Origin of the sequence: Aurantiacibacter marinus (assembly GCF_001021555.1) — a bacterium.
Taxonomy (GTDB): Bacteria; Pseudomonadota; Alphaproteobacteria; order Sphingomonadales; family Sphingomonadaceae; genus Alteraurantiacibacter; species Alteraurantiacibacter marinus.
In genome coordinates this window covers 531,881-548,009 of record NZ_LDCP01000002.1, presented here as the reverse complement: position 1 = coordinate 548,009, position 16,129 = coordinate 531,881, and the positions used below count along the sequence as shown (strand labels likewise).

Here is a 16,129-nt window from a genome sequence, read left to right as displayed (position 1 = left end):
CCCACTTGGACCGCCATGGCTCTCACACATATTTCCGTCAAAGGCGCCCGCGAGCATAATCTCAAGGGTATCGATATTGATCTGCCGCGCGATGCGCTGATCGTCATCACCGGGCTTTCCGGCTCCGGCAAGTCGAGCCTCGCGTTCGATACGATCTATGCCGAGGGGCAGCGGCGTTATGTCGAGAGCCTGAGCGCCTATGCGCGCCAATTCCTCGAAATGATGCAGAAGCCCGATGTGGAACATATTGACGGGCTGTCGCCTGCGATCTCAATCGAGCAGAAGACCACCTCGCGCAATCCGCGCTCTACCGTGGCGACTGTTACCGAGATTTACGATTACATGCGGCTGCTGTGGGCGCGCGTCGGTGTGCCGTATTCGCCTGCAACCGGCCTGCCGATCGAGGCGCAGACCGTGTCCAACATGGTCGACCGGGTGATGGAACTGCCGGAAGGCACGCGGCTGTATCTGCTCGCGCCGGTCGTGCGCGGGCGCAAGGGTGAATACCGCAAGGAAATGCTCGAATGGCAGAAGGCCGGCTTCACCCGCGTGCGCGTGGACGGCGAGATGTATGCGATTGAGGAAGCGCCTGCGCTCGACAAGAAGTTCAAGCATGACATCGAAGTCGTGGTGGACCGGCTGGCGGTGAAAAAGGGGCTGGAGACGCGGCTGGCGGACTCGTTCGAAACCGCGCTGAAGCTGTCCGAGGGGCTGGCGTTTGTGGACCTCGCCGATGGAGTGGTGCCGGGGCGCGAGGATGAAGCAGAGGGCGGCGGCGCGATGAAGGGGGCGGGGCTGCCTGCCAACCGCATCGTATTTTCCGAGAAATTCGCGTGCCCGGTCAGCGGCTTCACCATCGAGGAGATCGAGCCGCGCCTGTTCAGCTTCAACGCGCCGCAGGGGGCCTGCCCTACCTGCGACGGGATCGGCGAAAAGCAGCTGTTCGACCCGCAGCTGGTCGTGCCGAACGAGGAACTGACGCTGAAGAAAGGCGCGGTGGTGCCGTGGGCCAAGTCCAACCCGCCGTCGCCATACTACATGCAGGTGCTGGGCAGCCTCGCCAAGGAATACGGCTTTGACCTGAGCACCCCATGGAATGAACTTGGCGAGGCGAACCAGGACGTTATCCTCTACGGAACGAAGGGCCGCCGCGTGCCGCTTACCTTCAAGGACGGGCGCAAGCAGTACACCGTGGAAAAGGCGTTCGAGGGCGTAATCGGCAATCTCAACCGCCGCCTGGTGCAGACCGAAAGCGCGTGGATGCAGGAGGAACTGAGCAAGTTCCAGACCGCGCAGCCTTGCGAGACATGCGGCGGCGCGCGCCTCAACCAGAAGGCGCGGGCGGTGAAGATCGACAGTACCGACATCAGCCAGCCGGTGCGCTTCAGCGTGTCCGATGCGCTGGCGTGGTTCACTGCCTTGCCGGAGAAGCTGAACAATACGCAGAACCAGATCGCCAAGGCCATCCTGAAAGAAATCGTGGAGCGGCTGGGCTTCCTCAACAATGTTGGCCTCGATTACCTCAACCTTGATCGCACCAGCGGCACACTCAGCGGCGGGGAAAGCCAGCGCATCCGCCTCGCCTCGCAGATCGGCTCCGGCCTGTCGGGCGTGCTCTATGTGCTGGATGAACCAAGCATCGGTCTCCACCAGCGCGACAATGACCGGCTGCTGGAAACACTGAAACGCCTGCGCGATCTCGGCAATACCGTGATCGTCGTGGAGCATGACGAGGACGCGATCCGCACCGCCGACTATATCGTGGACCTTGGCCCCGGCGCGGGCGTGCATGGCGGCGAGGTTGTGGCGGAAGGCACGCTCAAACAGATCCTGAAGGCCAAGCGAAGCCTCACCGCCGATTACCTTACCGGGCGGCGCGAGATCGCTGTCCCGGCAAAGCGCCGCAAGGGCAATGGGCACAAGCTGACGGTGCACGGCGCGCGGGCGAACAACCTCCAGAATGTCACCGCGTCGATCCCGCTCGGCACCTTCACCTGCGTCACCGGCGTCAGCGGATCGGGCAAGTCCAGCTTCACCATCGACACGCTGTACGCCGCCGCCGCCCGCACGCTGAATGGCGCGCGCGTGATCGCCGGTCCGCACGACAAGGTGACGGGCCTGCAATATTGCGACAAGATCATCGAGATCGACCAGTCCCCCATCGGCCGCACCCCGCGCTCCAACCCCGCCACCTACACCGGCGCCTTCACCAATATCCGCGACTGGTTCGCGGGCCTGCCGGAGGCGCAGGCGCGCGGGTACAAGCCGGGCCGCTTTTCGTTCAACGTGAAAGGCGGCCGGTGCGAGGCGTGCAAGGGCGACGGGCTGATCAAGATCGAAATGCACTTCCTCCCCGATGTGTATGTCACCTGCGAGGAATGCGGCGGCAAACGCTACAACCGGGAAACGCTGGAGGTGAAGTTCAAGGGCCTGTCCATCGCAGACGTGCTGGATATGACGATCGAGGACGCGGAAGGCTTCTTCAAGGCCGTGCCCCCCATTCGTGACAAGATGGCGATGCTGAACGAGGTGGGGCTGGGCTACGTCAAGGTGGGCCAGCAGGCGACCACGCTGTCAGGCGGAGAGGCGCAGCGCGTGAAACTGGCGAAGGAGCTGAGCAAACGCAGCACCGGACAAACGCTCTATATCCTTGATGAACCGACCACCGGCCTGCATTTCGAGGATGTGCGCAAACTGCTCGAAGTGCTGCACCGTCTGGTGGATCAGGGGAACAGCGTTGTGGTGATCGAGCACAATCTAGACGTGATCAAAACCGCCGACTGGGTGCTGGACCTCGGCCCGGGCGGCGGCGTCCGCGGCGGCGAGATTGTCGCCGAAGGCACACCGGAGAAGGTCGCTTCGGTGGCGGCGAGTTATACTGGTGGGTATTTGAAGGCTATGTTGGGGAAGTGAGGGGAGCCGAAGTCTGACGAAGTATTAGCTTAGTCCCGAGAGCTACTTCCAAACAGATAACCGAGAATGAGACTAATTGTACTCATCATTGCCGTAAGAGTTTCAGAAAAGAGTTCCCATTCGCTATATCTAAAAATGAGCACACCGACGAATCCCAAGAGGACGATCGCCACAATCGCGGCGATGTTTCCGGGCTTCTCAGATTTTGATCCCCACACGGCGCCCACCCATCCAAGCTTAGACTTGTGCATGTTTTCTTCATGCGCGAAATGGGCGGCTTCGTTGTGTGCCTTTCGATCAGGTTTGGGCGGACTGACCTTGGCCTCTGAGAGATTTTCCAAGGTAGCATGAGGCGGACTGGAAGGCGGTTTAGCCGCCATGCGCTGCCAATTCGCGGAAATGATCGCGGATCATATCATCCGGAATTTCTGGCCACCCATTGGCCCGCGTCTCGGACCACGGCGTCCCAGGCTGATGGGTCAAAGCGGAAAGCTGCAAAGCTGTAAAGTGTCCATATTTTTGCATCACTCGGTTGAAGATATCATAAAAGCCACTGTTCGCGTCCGAGACGACGAAAGCCTTTTCCTCATTACCTGCCCATGATTTTGCGTAGTCCCTGATCGGCCCGTTCCCATACTGCTTGAAGATGTGATAGAGTTCTTCTTCTACTGGTCCATATGGCCATGCCTCGAATTTTTCTGAAATGAGCGGTTCATCGTTGATAGCCAGATTCCAACCATGGGCGAGATATACGAGCTTTTGGATTTTCATGGGCGAAATGGAAGCAAATCCGTCACGGAAATCCGCTTGGAGGAAGCTGTTCGCTACACTTTTCAAGGGTAAGGTCATGGAGTTCATCCGTTCTCTATGTGGTCTATGTCGAGAAAGGTTGCAACCGTCGCCGCGCGGCTAGATGGGCACGTCGGTCTCATGCGTTTTAAAGAAACTTGCGCTCTTGACCCGATTCAGTAAGGAACATAAGCAGAACTTTCGAGGAAGTCAACGTCAGGGGTTTGGTATGAAGCGACTAGTTTTTTGTTTTGATGGTACGTGGAATGAAATTGACAGCGGTGACGCGACAAATGTTGCCAAGATAGCTCAGGCTGTGAGCCTGAGTGATGGCCAAATTTCACAAATAGTTCACTATGACGAGGGAGTGGGAACATTCGACTTCGAAGGCGATCTGAGTGATATCTCTAATCGCTTTGCCGGTGCTTTCGGATGGGGCTTACGCCAAAACATCATTGAAGCCTACACTTTCCTAATTTTGAACTACGAACCGGGCGATGAAATCTACGTGTTTGGCTTTTCTAGAGGGGCGTTTACGGCACGATCCTTCTGTGGCCTGATTCGCAATGTTGGCATTGTTGACCGACGGCACCTTATCAACCTCCGCGAGGCGATCGAACTTTATGTCAGTCGTGACCCCGATGCTAGCCCAGATACAGATTACTGTCGTCAATTCAGATACGATCGACAAAGCGGCGTGTGTCTGAGTAGAGATCGATCATGGCTTCATCAGAACTATCCTCAAGGAGATCACGATAAAAAAATCGATCTCGGTGTCAAATTCTTAGGCGTTTGGGATACGGTGGGTGCGCTCGGCCTACCCGTGCCCGATGCTGTCGAAGATTTGGTCAATAAGGAGTATGGCTTCCATGACACAAGATTGAGTACCTTTATTGAATATGCGCGCCACGCAGTCGCTGCAGATGAGCAGCGCCGCACGTTCACCCCAACCCTCTGGTCAAACATTGACGAGCTGCGTGATGGATATGGAGAACGTTACGATGAAAAGATTTTTCCTGGAACCCATGGGTCGGTAGGGGGTGGGGGGCCTGTCGTTGGATTATCTGACGCAGCCTTAGAATGGGTGTTTCGAGGTGCCGAATTGGCTGGTCTGAAGTTCGACAAGGACGAAGGCTCGCCTCTTTACCGACTTCAACCGAACCACTTGGCTAGTCTTCACAATGTCCCTGACAAGACAGATTGGACATGGGGCGATTGGCTAATGGGTGTCGGCACAGAAACGCGATCATTTCCCAATCTTACGGCGGATGACGTGCATCAATCTTTGGTCGATAGGTTCAACGATGATCGCACGCATACCATACCGGATGGCCAATATCGCCCTGAGTCATTGAAAGTGATCCATGCTGATTTAGAAAATAGAAAGCCTGAAATTAAGGGTTTAATCGAAAAAGAAGACTTACACCTAATTGGTCCAGATGGATTTCTAATTCCTCCTAACATGGTCGAAGAATATGAGATTGTGATGGGAGACTCATTGCAAAAAATCGCCAAGAAGTACTATGATGATGTTGGAAAAGCTGATATTTTATTTGCTTATAATAGACAGATTGGCTTGCTTCTTGACAAAGATAAAATCTACGTCGGGCGGGTCATTAAAATACCACACTACGAATAGCTTAATTTGAATTGAGCATTTTCTGCACCGATATTTTCCTACACCCCCCAATCCATGCCTTGCTACGCGCTTCTCTTCAGCCAGCAGCGAGTCCGCCCATGTCTCTCCAAACCCCGCATCACCACCACCGGCTCCCCGTCCTTCACAAAAGCGAGGGCGGGGCTGACCCGGCGGTAGGCCGTCCGCCGCTGCTCATCCCCGCCAGGCAGGCCGCGTTTTGTGGGGCGCTTTCGCAGCATGGCAATGTGCGGCCCCTCGTATAGATCCCTCGTATGGGGCGCTCGGCATATCGTCGCAGACGGCGTATCGAGCGCGCGCGCAGCTGTCATATCGCAAAAACGTCCGCGCAAAGTGTCACCCACCGCGAAACACCCGCAAACCCGCAGCAAACTGCCGTTTCTCAGGCCTTCGGGCAGGGTGACAGTGTGTAACCTTTGTCACCCTGCCGGACACTTCCCATCACGCCTCCAAATGCCTATATTATAAGGTATTCGGCCCGTGGTGGCCGGGCAACCGGCTGGCGGCGGGCCCTTGGGTGGGAGAGCTGCTATGAAACGGACAATCTATCGCGCTGCGGCTGTGGCGGCGGTGCTGCTGGCGGGGCTTTGTGTGCCGGGTGTGGTGACAGGCGCACACGCGCAGGACAGCCAGTTTGTCGGCGTGGCAATGTTCGGGGAAAGCGTCACCAACCGTGAAGGCGTGGACGATGCGCTGGGCGATTTCGATTCAGAGTTCGATCTGGCGGGTGAACGGATCTGCTATTATCTCGATCTGGAGGGATTGCGCGATCCCAACGGCCTGGAAATCCGCGAAGGCGAGCGGGGGGAGAACGGCATTCTGCTGGTGCGCCTCCGCCTGCCGGATGCGGACGGGGACGAAACCTGCGTCAATGTGGAACGCAGCGTCATGGACCGGCTGCTGGCCGACCGGGAAGATTATTACATCATCGTCACAACCATCGGAAAGCCGGAGGGCGCAATACGCGGCCAGTTGGGGCCATAGGGGGCGGGGAGGCTATTCGGGCTGCTACGCGGGAAGAACCGGCGCGGCCTGGATTGGCGTCGTTAAATGGGCCGGGCCGAGCAGTCTGGTGCCGCTAAACGAAAAGTAACCCTTTCCTACGACAATCACCGCAATACACCGGGAGAGCGGGATATGGGCAAGTTCATAACTTTCATCGCATTCGCCATCGGCGGTTTCTGGCTCACGTCGTCACTGTTCGGCGAACCGGGCGGGGGATCAGGCCCGACATCAGGCGGGTTGAACGAAGAGCGGATGCGCGGGCAATGCGTGCGCCAGGTCGATCAGATCGCGCCCAGCACTGCCGTAGCGGAATCGATTTGCGGCTGCATGACGGCAGAGTTCGACCGGCGCGGGATTTTCGTGCTTGATGCCTATGGCGATCGGTTTGACGAAATGCAGGCCATTACCCGCGATTGCGCGGCAACCTACGGGGTTGTTGCCGGGGGCTGAAGCCTGCAGCGCTCAGCTATCGAGAAGTTCTAGCTCTACATTGCTGTGGCCGCGGCGGATCATGCCGATTTCTTCTGCAGCGGCGCGTGACACATCGATTTCACGGCCACGAATAAACGGTCCGCGATCATTGATGCGAACGATGACCGACTGGCCATTGCTGGTGTTGGTCACCCGCACGCGGCTGCCGAAAGGAAGCGTGCGATGTGCGGCGGTCATCTCATTCATGTTGAAACGCTCGCCATTGGCAGTGCGACGGCCATGGAAGCGACGACCGTAATAGCTGGCAACGCCTGTGCCGAGCGAAGTTGCGGCTGGCGCTGGCGGAGGCGTAGCGGGCTCGATCGTGGTAATGTCGACAGCATGATCCGGCAGTTGCGGTTCAACCGGTGTGTCGAAGCGGGCGAAAGCCGCCTCGAACGTTGCTTCGTCGCTGGGCGTGAAGGCTGGTGCCACCGGGTTGCGGGCGGCAGCAGTCGAAGTCATTTCGACTTGCTGCTGGGCGAAACCAGCGCCGGTTGTCCCGAAAAGTGCGAAGGCGGCCACAATTGCGATTGCGCGTGGCGTGTTGCCGAAAAAGGTCTTTTTCCTCATGAGGGCGCCCATACGCGTAGATAGTGAACACACCTATTGCGTTCCCGCAGCTTGTCGTAGGCGACGCTCGACTCGCCGTAAAATGGGTACGTAAACGGGGTGACACGTTTGGTTTTGCAGGGCGCGCAATGACCCCAAAACCAGAAAAAACCGAAAAAATCGCAGCACATGGAGCGATTCGAAAGGTCTTTGCGCAATGAAAAAGTGGGGGGCCAGAACGAGAAATGGGGCCGGCATTGCTGCCGACCCCACTCTCACCGGCGTGTGGACCCCCTAAGGGATACTTGGCGCCTGGCGTTTCTTCTTCCGTTCCACGTTCCCGAAGGATCGCTTCACTTGCGGAATATGTCGCCGGGCGCTCGCGCCGATGCCGGAGCAGATTTTCCGATTGGCGATATCGCAAGCGATCTCAGCCATTCTTTCCACCTGTCCGAGACCGATCTTGTCCTCTGGTATCTCGAACGGCCCCTTCCGCACCTCAGTGCTTTCAGTTCCTCGATACCGGATTTCTCCTCCGGCCTTTACCGATGCAGAAACTTCACGGTTTCAACAGTCTGAACAATCCCAGTTACCCGAAGGTCGCTTTTCCTGTTCTTTCCTCCACCGCGACTTTGCAACATCGCGTCGAATTCTTCCTGTCTCTCCTGTATCCAAACCGACTAGCGGTCCTTCGTGGCGGGGACTTTCCGTCTTCGATGTTTTGAGAATGCGCGTGCCGACCGAGTCGGGCAAGGGCGCGAGCATCGACTTATCCACTTTTCGAAAGAATGCCAGTGGACAAGAGTGGATAAGTCAACGGCTCGGCGTTTCGGCTGAAACTATCTGCGATCTTTCGGGATAATGACTGCCAATCCTGCTCCAGATCCCTCTAGCGGTCCCGTTTCGCAAGCAATCTAAGGCGCAGTGCGTTCAGTTTGATGAAGCCCGCCGCATCGGCCTGATCGTAGGCGCCGGCGTCATCTTCAAAAGTCACATGCGCTTCAGAGTAAAGTGAGTTATCGGATTTGCGGCCCACTACGCTCGTCAGCCCTTTGTAGAGTTTCAGGCGCACAGTGCCGGAAACCTTCTCCTGGCTGAGATCGATGGCGGCCTGAAGCATCTCGCGCTCCGGGCTGAACCAAAAGCCGTTGTAGATCAGCTCTGCATACTTCGGCATCAGCTCATCCTTCAGATGTGCTGCGCCGCGATCTAGAGTGATCTGCTCGATCCCGCGGTGCGCGACAGCGTAAATCTCGCCGCCTGGCGTTTCATACATGCCGCGAGATTTCATTCCGACAAAGCGGTTCTCGACCAGATCGAGCCGTCCGATGCCATGCTTGCGGCCAAGCTCATTCAAAGCGGTCAGCAAGGTGGCGGGGCTCATCGCCTCGCCATTCAGTGCCACGCCGTCACCGCGATCGAAATCCACCGTGATATATTCCGGCGCGTCGGGCGCGTCTTCGGGATGATTGGTGCGCGAGTACACATAGTCCGGCGTTTCTTCCCACGGGTCTTCCAGCACCTTGCCTTCAGAAGATGTGTGAAGGAGGTTGGCATCGGTTGAGAACGGACTTTCGCCGCGCTTGTCCTTGGGCACCTGGATCTGGTGCTTCTCGGCCCACTCGATCAGGGCTGTCCGGCTGGTAAGGTCCCATTCGCGCCAAGGGGCGATAACGGTGATATCCGGTGCAAGCGCATAGGCGCTGAGTTCGAAACGAACCTGGTCATTGCCCTTGCCGGTTGCGCCATGTGCGATAGCATCTGCGCCGGTTTCCCGCGCGATTTCTACCAGACGCTTGGAGATCAATGGCCGGGCAATGCTGGTGCCCAGAAGGTAATCGCCTTCATATCGGGCGTTGGCGCGCATCATCGGGAAAACGAAGTCGCGCACAAATTCCTCGCGCAGATCTTCGATAAAAATATGCTCGTCCGGAATGCCCATCAAACGGGCCTTGTCACGCGCAGGTTCGATTTCTTCGCCCTGACCCAGATCGGCGGTGAAGGTAACAACTTCCAGCCCGCGTTCTGTCATCAGCCATTTTGCGATGACGCTGGTATCTAACCCGCCTGAGTAGGCGAGGACGACCTTTTTGATATCCGACATGTAAGAATTCCCGTGTGCGTGATCGCGCGGCGGTTAGCAGCGCGCGGGTGTTGCTGCAATCAGTCTATCTCGGACGCGCCAAGCTGCGGATTGCGGCGAGTAATGTAATTCAGCCATGCCTTTGGTCGGCGCAGATACTGGCTTGGTACATCTGTCCGCAGCCCAACCATTGCTGCCATGCGTGATACGAAATGGATGCAGTTGTTTTCGTCAAGGTCGTAGAACCGGCCAGGATGATTGCGCCACGCGAGAATTTCGGCGCGCAGTCTGCGGTACTGTGCCGGGGATACCGTGACGGAAAAGTGGCGGTTAGTGTCGGGGATCGTATCTTCGTCCTCGGTGATAATCATGTGCTCTGCCGGGCCGGACGTGATCGCCTGCGCACTGCTGCGAGCGGAAAAGCCAAAGTTTTCATTCACCCGTGATCCGTCTTCAAGCTCGCCTTCGAATACTACGAATGTGTGCGGATAGCGGCCCCAGAGGACTGATCCGTTGAAGGAATGAAAATGCACAGTCACCTCTGCCAGTGCGGGCGTGGCAACGCCAAGGGCGGCAAAGGCCAGCATTATTGCAGCAATAAGACGAGCAACAGCTTTGCGGAATGGTTTGGGCATCATGGACTAATCGGTGCTCTTGTTTGATCTTACAGTAAGGTGACCGCCCCCGATATCGCGGAGCAATTCGGGCAGATAAAGCGCAAGTCCCCCTGCACGCAACACATAGCTTGCAGTTATTGCGATCCAGACGCCCCAATTGCCCGCTGGTCGCAACGCAAGATCAAGCACGATGTAGAGAATTGTGGCAATCACGCCGGCATTGCGCAGCGCACGGCCACGGGTTGTTCCGATAAAAACCCCGTCGAGCATCCAGCTCGGCATTCCGATCAGCGGTACGAGCGCGGCAAAGGGGAGGAAAGTTCGCGCGATTTCCCGAACCTGAGGATCGGTGGTGAGCAGGTCAATTACAGGCCCCCCTGCAAGGAAGAAGGCGAGCGCAAACACTATACCGCTCGCCAACGCGAATTCACTGGTCAGGCGGACAGCGCGCTTGAACTGCTGCGCATCGCGCGCACCATAGGCCTTGCCCACGCGCTCCTCCGCCGTGAAGGCAAAGGCATCGAGTATGAACGCAGCAACATTCACGAATTGCAGCAGCACATGGTTGGCCGCAAGTGCTGCCGCCCCGATCCGTGCGCCGGCATTGGCGAACCATGCAAACAGAATAAGCAGCGCAATTGTGCGGATCATAATGTCGCGATTAACTGCGAAGAGCTGCAGCAATCGATCTTTGTCCAGCAGCAGGCTGCGCGGTGTTTGGCGGGCGAGGGCGAGGATATTGGCCCCCGCAACGCGCCCCACGATCAGCAGGCCCAGCACCAGCGCAATCCATTCCGCGCAGGCCGTGCCAAGGCCAACGCCATATGCGCCCATATCCAATCCCCAGACAAACCACACATCCAGCGCGATATTGGCGGCATTCATTGCGATCTGAAGCGCCAGCGCTTCCCGTGTACGACCCAGGCCCAGCAGCCATCCGTTGATCGCATAAACCGCCAACGCGGCCGGTGCGCCGAAGAAACGGCCCTGCATGTATCCGCCCGCTTCGCCGGTAATCGTTTCGGACCCTGCCATGACCGCAAAAGCGAGCTGCGTGATGGGCGCGCCAAGAGCGAGAATCACAAGGCCGAGTGCCAGCCCGATCCCAAGCGCGCGCAGCAGCAACGCATCGACTTCGCGCGGATCTCCGAAACCGCTGGCCTGAGAGGTCAGTCCGGTCATCCCCATGCGCAGGAAGCCGAAGCTCCAGAATACAAGGCTGATGATCGTCGCGCCCAGAGCCACTCCCGCCAGCGCTACGGCATCTCCGGTCCGTCCGATAACGGCGGTATCGACCAAGCCCACGAGCGGTACGGAGGCTTGGCCGAGCATAATGGGCCAGGCCTGCGCGAAAACGCTGGCGCGGGTGAGGGGGCGGTCGCTCATTCGAGGCTCTTTAGCTCGTCATGGTCAGCAAAGCGAAGTCATCCAGTGGGCAAATTGTCTCGATTGCCGCGCCGCAGCGCCCCTCGCGGCAAAGGGTTAAATGGAACCTCCCTATTGGCGAACCAGATCGATCAGTTGCGACAATCCGTACAACGCAGCGAAGCCGGCGAAGATGAGCACGAAAACCATACCGCCGAGCGCGAGATCGAAAATCTCCAGGCGATGCCTCTTCGTCATTGCGAGCCTAACCGGCTTCCGGATAAGCCACCAGCACGCCACTAGGCCTGCCGGCAGAAGCAGCCACCAAAAGGGTTCTCGCCCAACTATGATCCAGATAGCAATCCCGCCGCAAATTGCGCCAGGAACCGTCTTCCTAAGGTCCCGAACGAGCAGCAATTACTCCGCAGCTTCCTTCAGTTCCGGATCGAGATGCCATCGTGGCGGTTCTTCCATACCGCGCAGACGCTCGCTTTCCTCATACATGAAGTCGCGCGTCATCGGCAGAGCCTCGCGGTCTTTTACATAGACAAGCTGGTGGTTCACCAATCCGCCATTGCGGAAGGCCTGCTCGGCCCCGGCAAGATAGAACAGCCACATGCGATAAAACTGCTCGTCATACATTTCGACCAGCTCTTCACGGTGCATGACGGTGCGGTTGTACCATTCTTCCAGCGTATGACAGTAATGGAAGCGCATCGCCTCCACATCCATGACTTGCCAGCCAAACTGCTCGCTTTGCGAAATCAGTTCCGACAAGGCGGGGATGTAGCCGCCGGGGAAGATGTACTTGCGCGTGAAGGCATCTGTGAAGCCCGGAGGGCCTGCGCGGCCGCAGGCATGGCTGATCATCACACCCTTGGGCTTCAGCAGCTTGGCGGTGTGTTCGTAGAACTGCGGATAATGCGGTGTGCCGACATGTTCGAGCAGGCCGATGGAGCTGATCCGGTCGAATTCTCCGCGCACATCACGGTAATCCATCAGCGCGAATTTGACCTTGTCGGACACGCCAGCTTCCGCAGCGCGCTCCTTACAAAAGGCGATCTGGTCTGGTGCCAACGCCACGCCCAGCACTTCGCAGCCATACATCCGGTTGAGATAGAGCGCGAAGCCGCCCCAGCCGCAGCCGATGTCCAGCACCCGCATGTTCGGGCCGTTTTCGGCTGTGATATTAAGCTTCGCGGCGAGGTGCGCCTTTTTGTCGAGCTGCGCCTTTTCCAGACTGTTCGAAGTGTCGCGGTAGTACCCCATCGTGTATTGACGGTCCTCGTCGAGGAACAGTTCATACAGGCGGCGGGTGAGGTTGTAGGTGTGCTCCGCATTTGCACGGGCCTTGCCGCGCAAATTGACGCTGTCAGCCTTGGCGATGGCCTTTTGGGCAAGCCATTTCATCTTGCTTTGCGGCTGGATTGCCTTGTCACCAATGGCTTTGGACTGGGCAGTGAAGAACAGGATCAGATCGCGCAGATCATGCGGCGCCTCGATATCCATCCATTCCCACATGAACACTTCTGCCGTGCCCAGCTGCGGGTAACGCGCGATGTGGTTTGCAGCCTTCGCGTTGGAGAAGGTAATGTGGATTGGCTCTCCATATTCGCCATTAACGTCACCGCCGGGGCCAAATTCATACACTTTGCCGTCGTGATCGGTGATGACGAGCCGGCCGGCCTTGATGACTTTCTTCAGCAGTTTGTCGAGCAGCCACATAAGGTGCGATTCCCCTGATTGTTTCAGTTTGGTTTCCAGCGCCGGGGTTTGCGGCCCGTTTGGCGACAAGTCAATTGTGAGGTATGATCGCGCTTATGAGCGAGAATAAGACCAAGGCGACTTCGCAGGCTGTCGACGAATTTATTGCAGCGGTGGAGCATGATGGCAAGCGCGGCGAGGCCAAGCAGCTCGACGCGCTTTTTCGCCGGGTTACGGGCGAGGAGCCGGTGATGTGGGGGCCGAGCATGATCGGCTACGGCAGTTATCACTATAAGTATGATAGCGGCCGCGAAGGCGATTTCTTGCGCACCGGTTTTTCACCGCGCAAGGCCAAGCATTCGGTCTACCTCATGGGCGGATATTGCGAAGAGGTGACCAGCGCGAAGAACGAACAGCTGCTGAAGCGGCTGGGCAAACACTCACGCGGCAAAAGTTGCCTCTACATCAACAAGCTGGCCGATGTGGACATGGGCGTGCTGGAGGAACTGGTAAAGGTAAACTGGGACGCGATGAACCGCGTTTATCCGCCCGAGAACTAAATCCCCGCATACCACTGATATCCGGCGACATCTTCCCAATAGCCGCCTTCGCCGCCGTTGATGTCGTCAAGGCTGGCTACCACTTCAATACCGGTCAGATATTTTGCGTGCTTGTAGCCCAGTTGGCGTTCGAGCCGCATCCGCAAGGGCGCGCCATTGGCAACGGGCAGGGTTTCACCGTTCAACTGATGCGCGACTATTGTCTGAGGATGCATGGCATCGTCCATGTCGCAGCTTTCGTAATAATCGACCTGTCGGCGATTGTCTGCCGGGCCGCGCATGAAGAAATCTGCGCAGCGAAAGACGATGAAATTGGCTTCCGGCTGGACGCCTGCTGCTTCCAGAATGGTGGAAAGCTGCGGGCCGGTCCATTCGCCTATTGCGCTCCACCCCTCCACACAATCATGGCGCGTTACTTGTGTGCGCTGGGGCATGGCCTCGATATCCTCCAGCGAAAGCTCGGCTGGATTGTCCACCAGTCCGCTGACGGAAAGCCGCCAGTTGGCAAAACCCTCGGCCTCTGCTGCGCGGTATGCGTCAGTATCTACGGTGCGATTGCCATTGGCGCGGAATACCGGGGAAATGGCCGAGCGGTCATATTCCGGGGCCATCGTGATGCGACCGCCGCCAAGCGCGCGGTGAAGCCCGCGGTGCCAGTTCTGCGCTCCGTCAACGACTTTGCCGAACCAGGCGGAATCGCCAATTTCATTGCATCCGGCAAGGAAAGCAGCGCCTGCGGCAACCAGAAAATTACGCCTCTGCATCGCTTGATCCTTCCAGTTTGCCGCCGGTAATCATGTCGCGGATCTGCCCGATGGGCCCTGCCAGCAGAACCAGCACAATGTGCAACACGAAGAACCCGAACAGCAACCATGCGGCAATGAAATGCAGGGAGCGCGCACTTTGCCGCCCGCCGAACAGATCGGTCATCCATGGCCAGGCGGCTTCCATGCCGGGGCTCATCACCATGCCGGTGAAGATCATCAGCGGCAGCAGGACCAGTATCACGCCCGCGTAGGCGATCTTCTGGAGGATATTGTATTTGCCGCCGCCATGCTCGAAATTCAGCTTGAGGTGCTCTTTGATATCGGTGCCGATATTGCTGAGCCGCCATTCACGTGCCCGCGCAAAGATATCGCGGACCATGTGGCCGTTCAGGACAGCAGAGATCATGAATGCAAGGAACGCAAAGCCAAACACGAGCGCAAATACGATATGCCAGTCACGCGCAGCGGCGAGGCTGTAATAATCGGGAATTGTCATCCAGCCGGGAAAGCGCGGCACTTCCAGCCACGCATCAGCCGGAGCGAAGCCGTCATTGCCCCAATACAGGCGGCGATGGCCGTTTGAAATGTTCAGGCCGCTCATAAACAGGATAATGAGGCTGACCGCGTTGATCCAGTGCCAGATACGGGTGCTGAAAGCGTGCCGTTTTGCCGGCTTGGCGCTCTTGTTCATGCCCCGTCCCCTTCACGTTCGAGATAAATGACATCGCGCGGTTGATCCAGCAGGTGCTGACCTGAGTCGACATAGATGGACTGTCCGGATGCGAGCGGCCCTTCGGCCAGAAACAGCGCGGCATCGGCGATTTCATTGCCATCGGTGCGCCGCTGAAGCAGGTTGAGGAGGTGCGACCGCTGGGCTTCCTCGTCTGACTGGTCATGGCTGGGCAGAATCGCGCCGGGAGCCAAGGTATAAACCCTGTCATCGGCATCCGTTACCATCGCCATCATCCGGGCAGCGATATCGGCTGCGGCCTTGCTCATGGTATAGCTGAAGAAATCGGGATTGAGATTGGCCAGTTTCTGATCGGTGATCTGGATCACGCGGCGGCCGCCATTGCTGCGCGCCTGCGCAAGGAAGGTTTGGGCCATCAAAGTGGGCGCTGCTGCGTTGATCATCATGGCTTGTAGGTTCGTTGCGGGATCAAGGCCGGTTACATCGTCTGGTTCAAATATTGACGCGCAATTGACGATGCATTGCCAATTCTCAATCCGGTCCGCCAGCGTGCTGATAAAGGATCGCGCATCATCAAGGTCGGAAATGTCGCATTGCACCACTTCCGCGCTTGGCAAGTCGTCTGCCAAGGTTTCGGCAGCAGCACGTGAGCGGTTGCAATGGATCAACACGTGCCAGCCTGCTCCGGCGAAACGGCGGACAATTGCGGCACCCAGCCGCTTGGCTCCGCCAGTGACAAGGACGCTCGGGCTGCTCATATTTCCACACTACGTCAATGCGATTGGATGGCAAGCGCAACAGGCATGGACTCATGCGTCGTTTGCGGCGCCAAAGTTTTCAGACCTGAGAAATAGAATATCGAGGCCATATATGGAAGTATACGGTGGCATAAACGATTGTTTCAATTTGAAATAAAAGTAGAGGTATATGATAAAGGCCGTTGTTACTTCAGCGT

The 16,129-nt window shown here is 57.6% G+C and carries 16 protein-coding genes; 5 read left to right on the top strand and 11 right to left on the bottom strand.

The features are described from left to right. Positions 1–15: 15 nt before the first annotated feature. Positions 16–2,913, top strand: coding sequence for an excinuclease ABC subunit UvrA (gene uvrA, locus AB731_RS09020; RefSeq protein ID WP_047093393.1), 2,898 nt, complete (start codon positions 16–18; stop codon positions 2,911–2,913). 29 nt (positions 2,914–2,942) lie between these two features. On the opposite strand, the gene AB731_RS09015 is transcribed toward uvrA, so the two are convergent. Beyond that, positions 2,943–3,293, bottom strand: a complete 351-nt coding sequence (locus AB731_RS09015; RefSeq protein WP_047093394.1) for a hypothetical protein — start codon at positions 3,291–3,293, stop codon at positions 2,943–2,945. Further along, entirely contained in the window at positions 3,283–3,771 is a 489-nt protein-coding gene (locus AB731_RS09010; protein WP_082126425.1) for a Panacea domain-containing protein, read from the bottom strand. The genes AB731_RS09015 and AB731_RS09010 overlap by 11 nt, the downstream gene beginning before the upstream one ends. A 160-nt stretch (positions 3,772–3,931) precedes the next feature. On the opposite strand from AB731_RS09010, the gene AB731_RS09005 reads away from it, so the two are divergent. From AB731_RS09005 to AB731_RS08990, 3 genes are all read left to right on the top strand, one after another. Then, a complete protein-coding gene (locus AB731_RS09005) occupies positions 3,932–5,341 on the top strand; it encodes a phospholipase effector Tle1 domain-containing protein (RefSeq protein WP_047093880.1) in 1,410 nt (469 codons plus the stop codon). 549 nt (positions 5,342–5,890) lie between these two features. Next, positions 5,891–6,343 carry a CHRD domain-containing protein gene (locus AB731_RS08995; protein WP_047093395.1) on the top strand — a complete coding sequence of 151 codons (453 nt, stop codon included), beginning with the start codon at positions 5,891–5,893 and terminating at the stop codon, positions 6,341–6,343. Between the two features lie 153 nt (positions 6,344–6,496). Further along, entirely contained in the window at positions 6,497–6,814 is a 318-nt protein-coding gene (locus AB731_RS08990; protein ID WP_047093396.1) for a hypothetical protein, read from the top strand. Between the two features lie 12 nt (positions 6,815–6,826). Here AB731_RS08990 and AB731_RS08985 read toward each other — a convergent pair whose 3' ends face one another. The 6 genes from AB731_RS08985 to AB731_RS08955 form a co-directional block, all read right to left on the bottom strand. Next, on the bottom strand, positions 6,827–7,408 hold the full coding sequence (locus AB731_RS08985; protein WP_231638892.1) for a septal ring lytic transglycosylase RlpA family protein: 582 nt from the start codon (positions 7,406–7,408) through the stop codon (positions 6,827–6,829). An 868-nt stretch (positions 7,409–8,276) separates the two neighbouring features. Further along, positions 8,277–9,491, bottom strand: coding sequence for an argininosuccinate synthase (locus tag AB731_RS08975; protein ID WP_047093398.1), 1,215 nt, complete (start codon positions 9,489–9,491; stop codon positions 8,277–8,279). Positions 9,492–9,550: 59 nt separating this feature from the next. Further along, the gene (locus AB731_RS08970; protein WP_156167419.1) at positions 9,551–10,057 is read right to left on the bottom strand and encodes a hypothetical protein; all 507 of its coding nucleotides are present in this window, start codon (positions 10,055–10,057) and stop codon (positions 9,551–9,553) included. Positions 10,058–10,111: 54 nt separating this feature from the next. Further along, positions 10,112–11,473: an MATE family efflux transporter gene (locus AB731_RS08965; protein ID WP_047093399.1), complete on the bottom strand. Its 1,362-nt coding sequence runs from the start codon at positions 11,471–11,473 to the stop codon at positions 10,112–10,114. Between the two features lie 111 nt (positions 11,474–11,584). Then, entirely contained in the window at positions 11,585–11,710 is a 126-nt protein-coding gene (locus tag AB731_RS14320) for a hypothetical protein (protein ID WP_269429523.1), read from the bottom strand. A gap of 159 nt (positions 11,711–11,869) precedes the next feature. Then, complete coding sequence (locus AB731_RS08955; protein WP_047093401.1) at positions 11,870–13,177, bottom strand: SAM-dependent methyltransferase; 1,308 nt, start codon at positions 13,175–13,177, stop codon at positions 11,870–11,872. A 95-nt stretch (positions 13,178–13,272) separates the two neighbouring features. Between AB731_RS08955 and AB731_RS08950 the strand changes: the two genes are divergently transcribed. Beyond that, a complete protein-coding gene (locus AB731_RS08950; protein WP_047093883.1) occupies positions 13,273–13,716 on the top strand; it encodes a DUF1801 domain-containing protein in 444 nt (147 codons plus the stop codon). Here the strand turns inward: AB731_RS08950 and AB731_RS08945 are convergent. Genes AB731_RS08945 through AB731_RS08935 form a run of 3 tightly spaced genes read right to left on the bottom strand, consistent with a single transcriptional unit; the run spans position 13,713 to position 15,932 of the window. Further along, positions 13,713–14,480 carry a molybdopterin-dependent oxidoreductase gene (locus AB731_RS08945; protein WP_047093402.1) on the bottom strand — a complete coding sequence of 256 codons (768 nt, stop codon included), beginning with the start codon at positions 14,478–14,480 and terminating at the stop codon, positions 13,713–13,715. The two genes, AB731_RS08950 and AB731_RS08945, sit on opposite strands and share 4 nt — an antisense overlap. Then, positions 14,467–15,174 (bottom strand): cytochrome b/b6 domain-containing protein, encoded by a 708-nt coding sequence (locus AB731_RS08940; RefSeq protein ID WP_047093403.1) that lies wholly within the window; start codon positions 15,172–15,174, stop codon positions 14,467–14,469. The genes AB731_RS08945 and AB731_RS08940 overlap by 14 nt, the downstream gene beginning before the upstream one ends. After that, on the bottom strand, positions 15,171–15,932 hold the full coding sequence (locus tag AB731_RS08935) for an SDR family oxidoreductase (RefSeq protein ID WP_047093404.1): 762 nt from the start codon (positions 15,930–15,932) through the stop codon (positions 15,171–15,173). The genes AB731_RS08940 and AB731_RS08935 overlap by 4 nt, the downstream gene beginning before the upstream one ends. Between the last annotated feature and the right edge of the window lie 197 nt (positions 15,933–16,129).

Coding starts and splice junctions, on each gene's coding strand:
- AB731_RS08935 (WP_047093404.1), bottom strand. CDS start 15,932: ATGAGCAGCCCGAGCGTCCTTGTCACTGGCGGAGCCAAGCGGCTGGGT.
- AB731_RS09015 (WP_047093394.1), bottom strand. CDS start 3,293: ATGGCGGCTAAACCGCCTTCCAGTCCGCCTCATGCTACCTTGGAAAAT.
- AB731_RS09010 (WP_082126425.1), bottom strand. CDS start 3,771: ATGAACTCCATGACCTTACCCTTGAAAAGTGTAGCGAACAGCTTCCTC.
- AB731_RS08940 (WP_047093403.1), bottom strand. CDS start 15,174: ATGAACAAGAGCGCCAAGCCGGCAAAACGGCACGCTTTCAGCACCCGT.
- AB731_RS08995 (WP_047093395.1), top strand. CDS start 5,891: ATGAAACGGACAATCTATCGCGCTGCGGCTGTGGCGGCGGTGCTGCTG.
- AB731_RS08970 (WP_156167419.1), bottom strand. CDS start 10,057: ATGCTGGCCTTTGCCGCCCTTGGCGTTGCCACGCCCGCACTGGCAGAG.
- AB731_RS08975 (WP_047093398.1), bottom strand. CDS start 9,491: ATGTCGGATATCAAAAAGGTCGTCCTCGCCTACTCAGGCGGGTTAGAT.
- AB731_RS08985 (WP_231638892.1), bottom strand. CDS start 7,408: ATGAGGAAAAAGACCTTTTTCGGCAACACGCCACGCGCAATCGCAATT.
- AB731_RS08955 (WP_047093401.1), bottom strand. CDS start 13,177: ATGTGGCTGCTCGACAAACTGCTGAAGAAAGTCATCAAGGCCGGCCGG.
- AB731_RS14320 (WP_269429523.1), bottom strand. CDS start 11,710: ATGACGAAGAGGCATCGCCTGGAGATTTTCGATCTCGCGCTCGGCGGT.
- AB731_RS08990 (WP_047093396.1), top strand. CDS start 6,497: ATGGGCAAGTTCATAACTTTCATCGCATTCGCCATCGGCGGTTTCTGG.
- AB731_RS09005 (WP_047093880.1), top strand. CDS start 3,932: ATGAAGCGACTAGTTTTTTGTTTTGATGGTACGTGGAATGAAATTGAC.
- uvrA (WP_047093393.1), top strand. CDS start 16: ATGGCTCTCACACATATTTCCGTCAAAGGCGCCCGCGAGCATAATCTC.
- AB731_RS08950 (WP_047093883.1), top strand. CDS start 13,273: ATGAGCGAGAATAAGACCAAGGCGACTTCGCAGGCTGTCGACGAATTT.
- AB731_RS08945 (WP_047093402.1), bottom strand. CDS start 14,480: ATGCAGAGGCGTAATTTTCTGGTTGCCGCAGGCGCTGCTTTCCTTGCC.
- AB731_RS08965 (WP_047093399.1), bottom strand. CDS start 11,473: ATGAGCGACCGCCCCCTCACCCGCGCCAGCGTTTTCGCGCAGGCCTGG.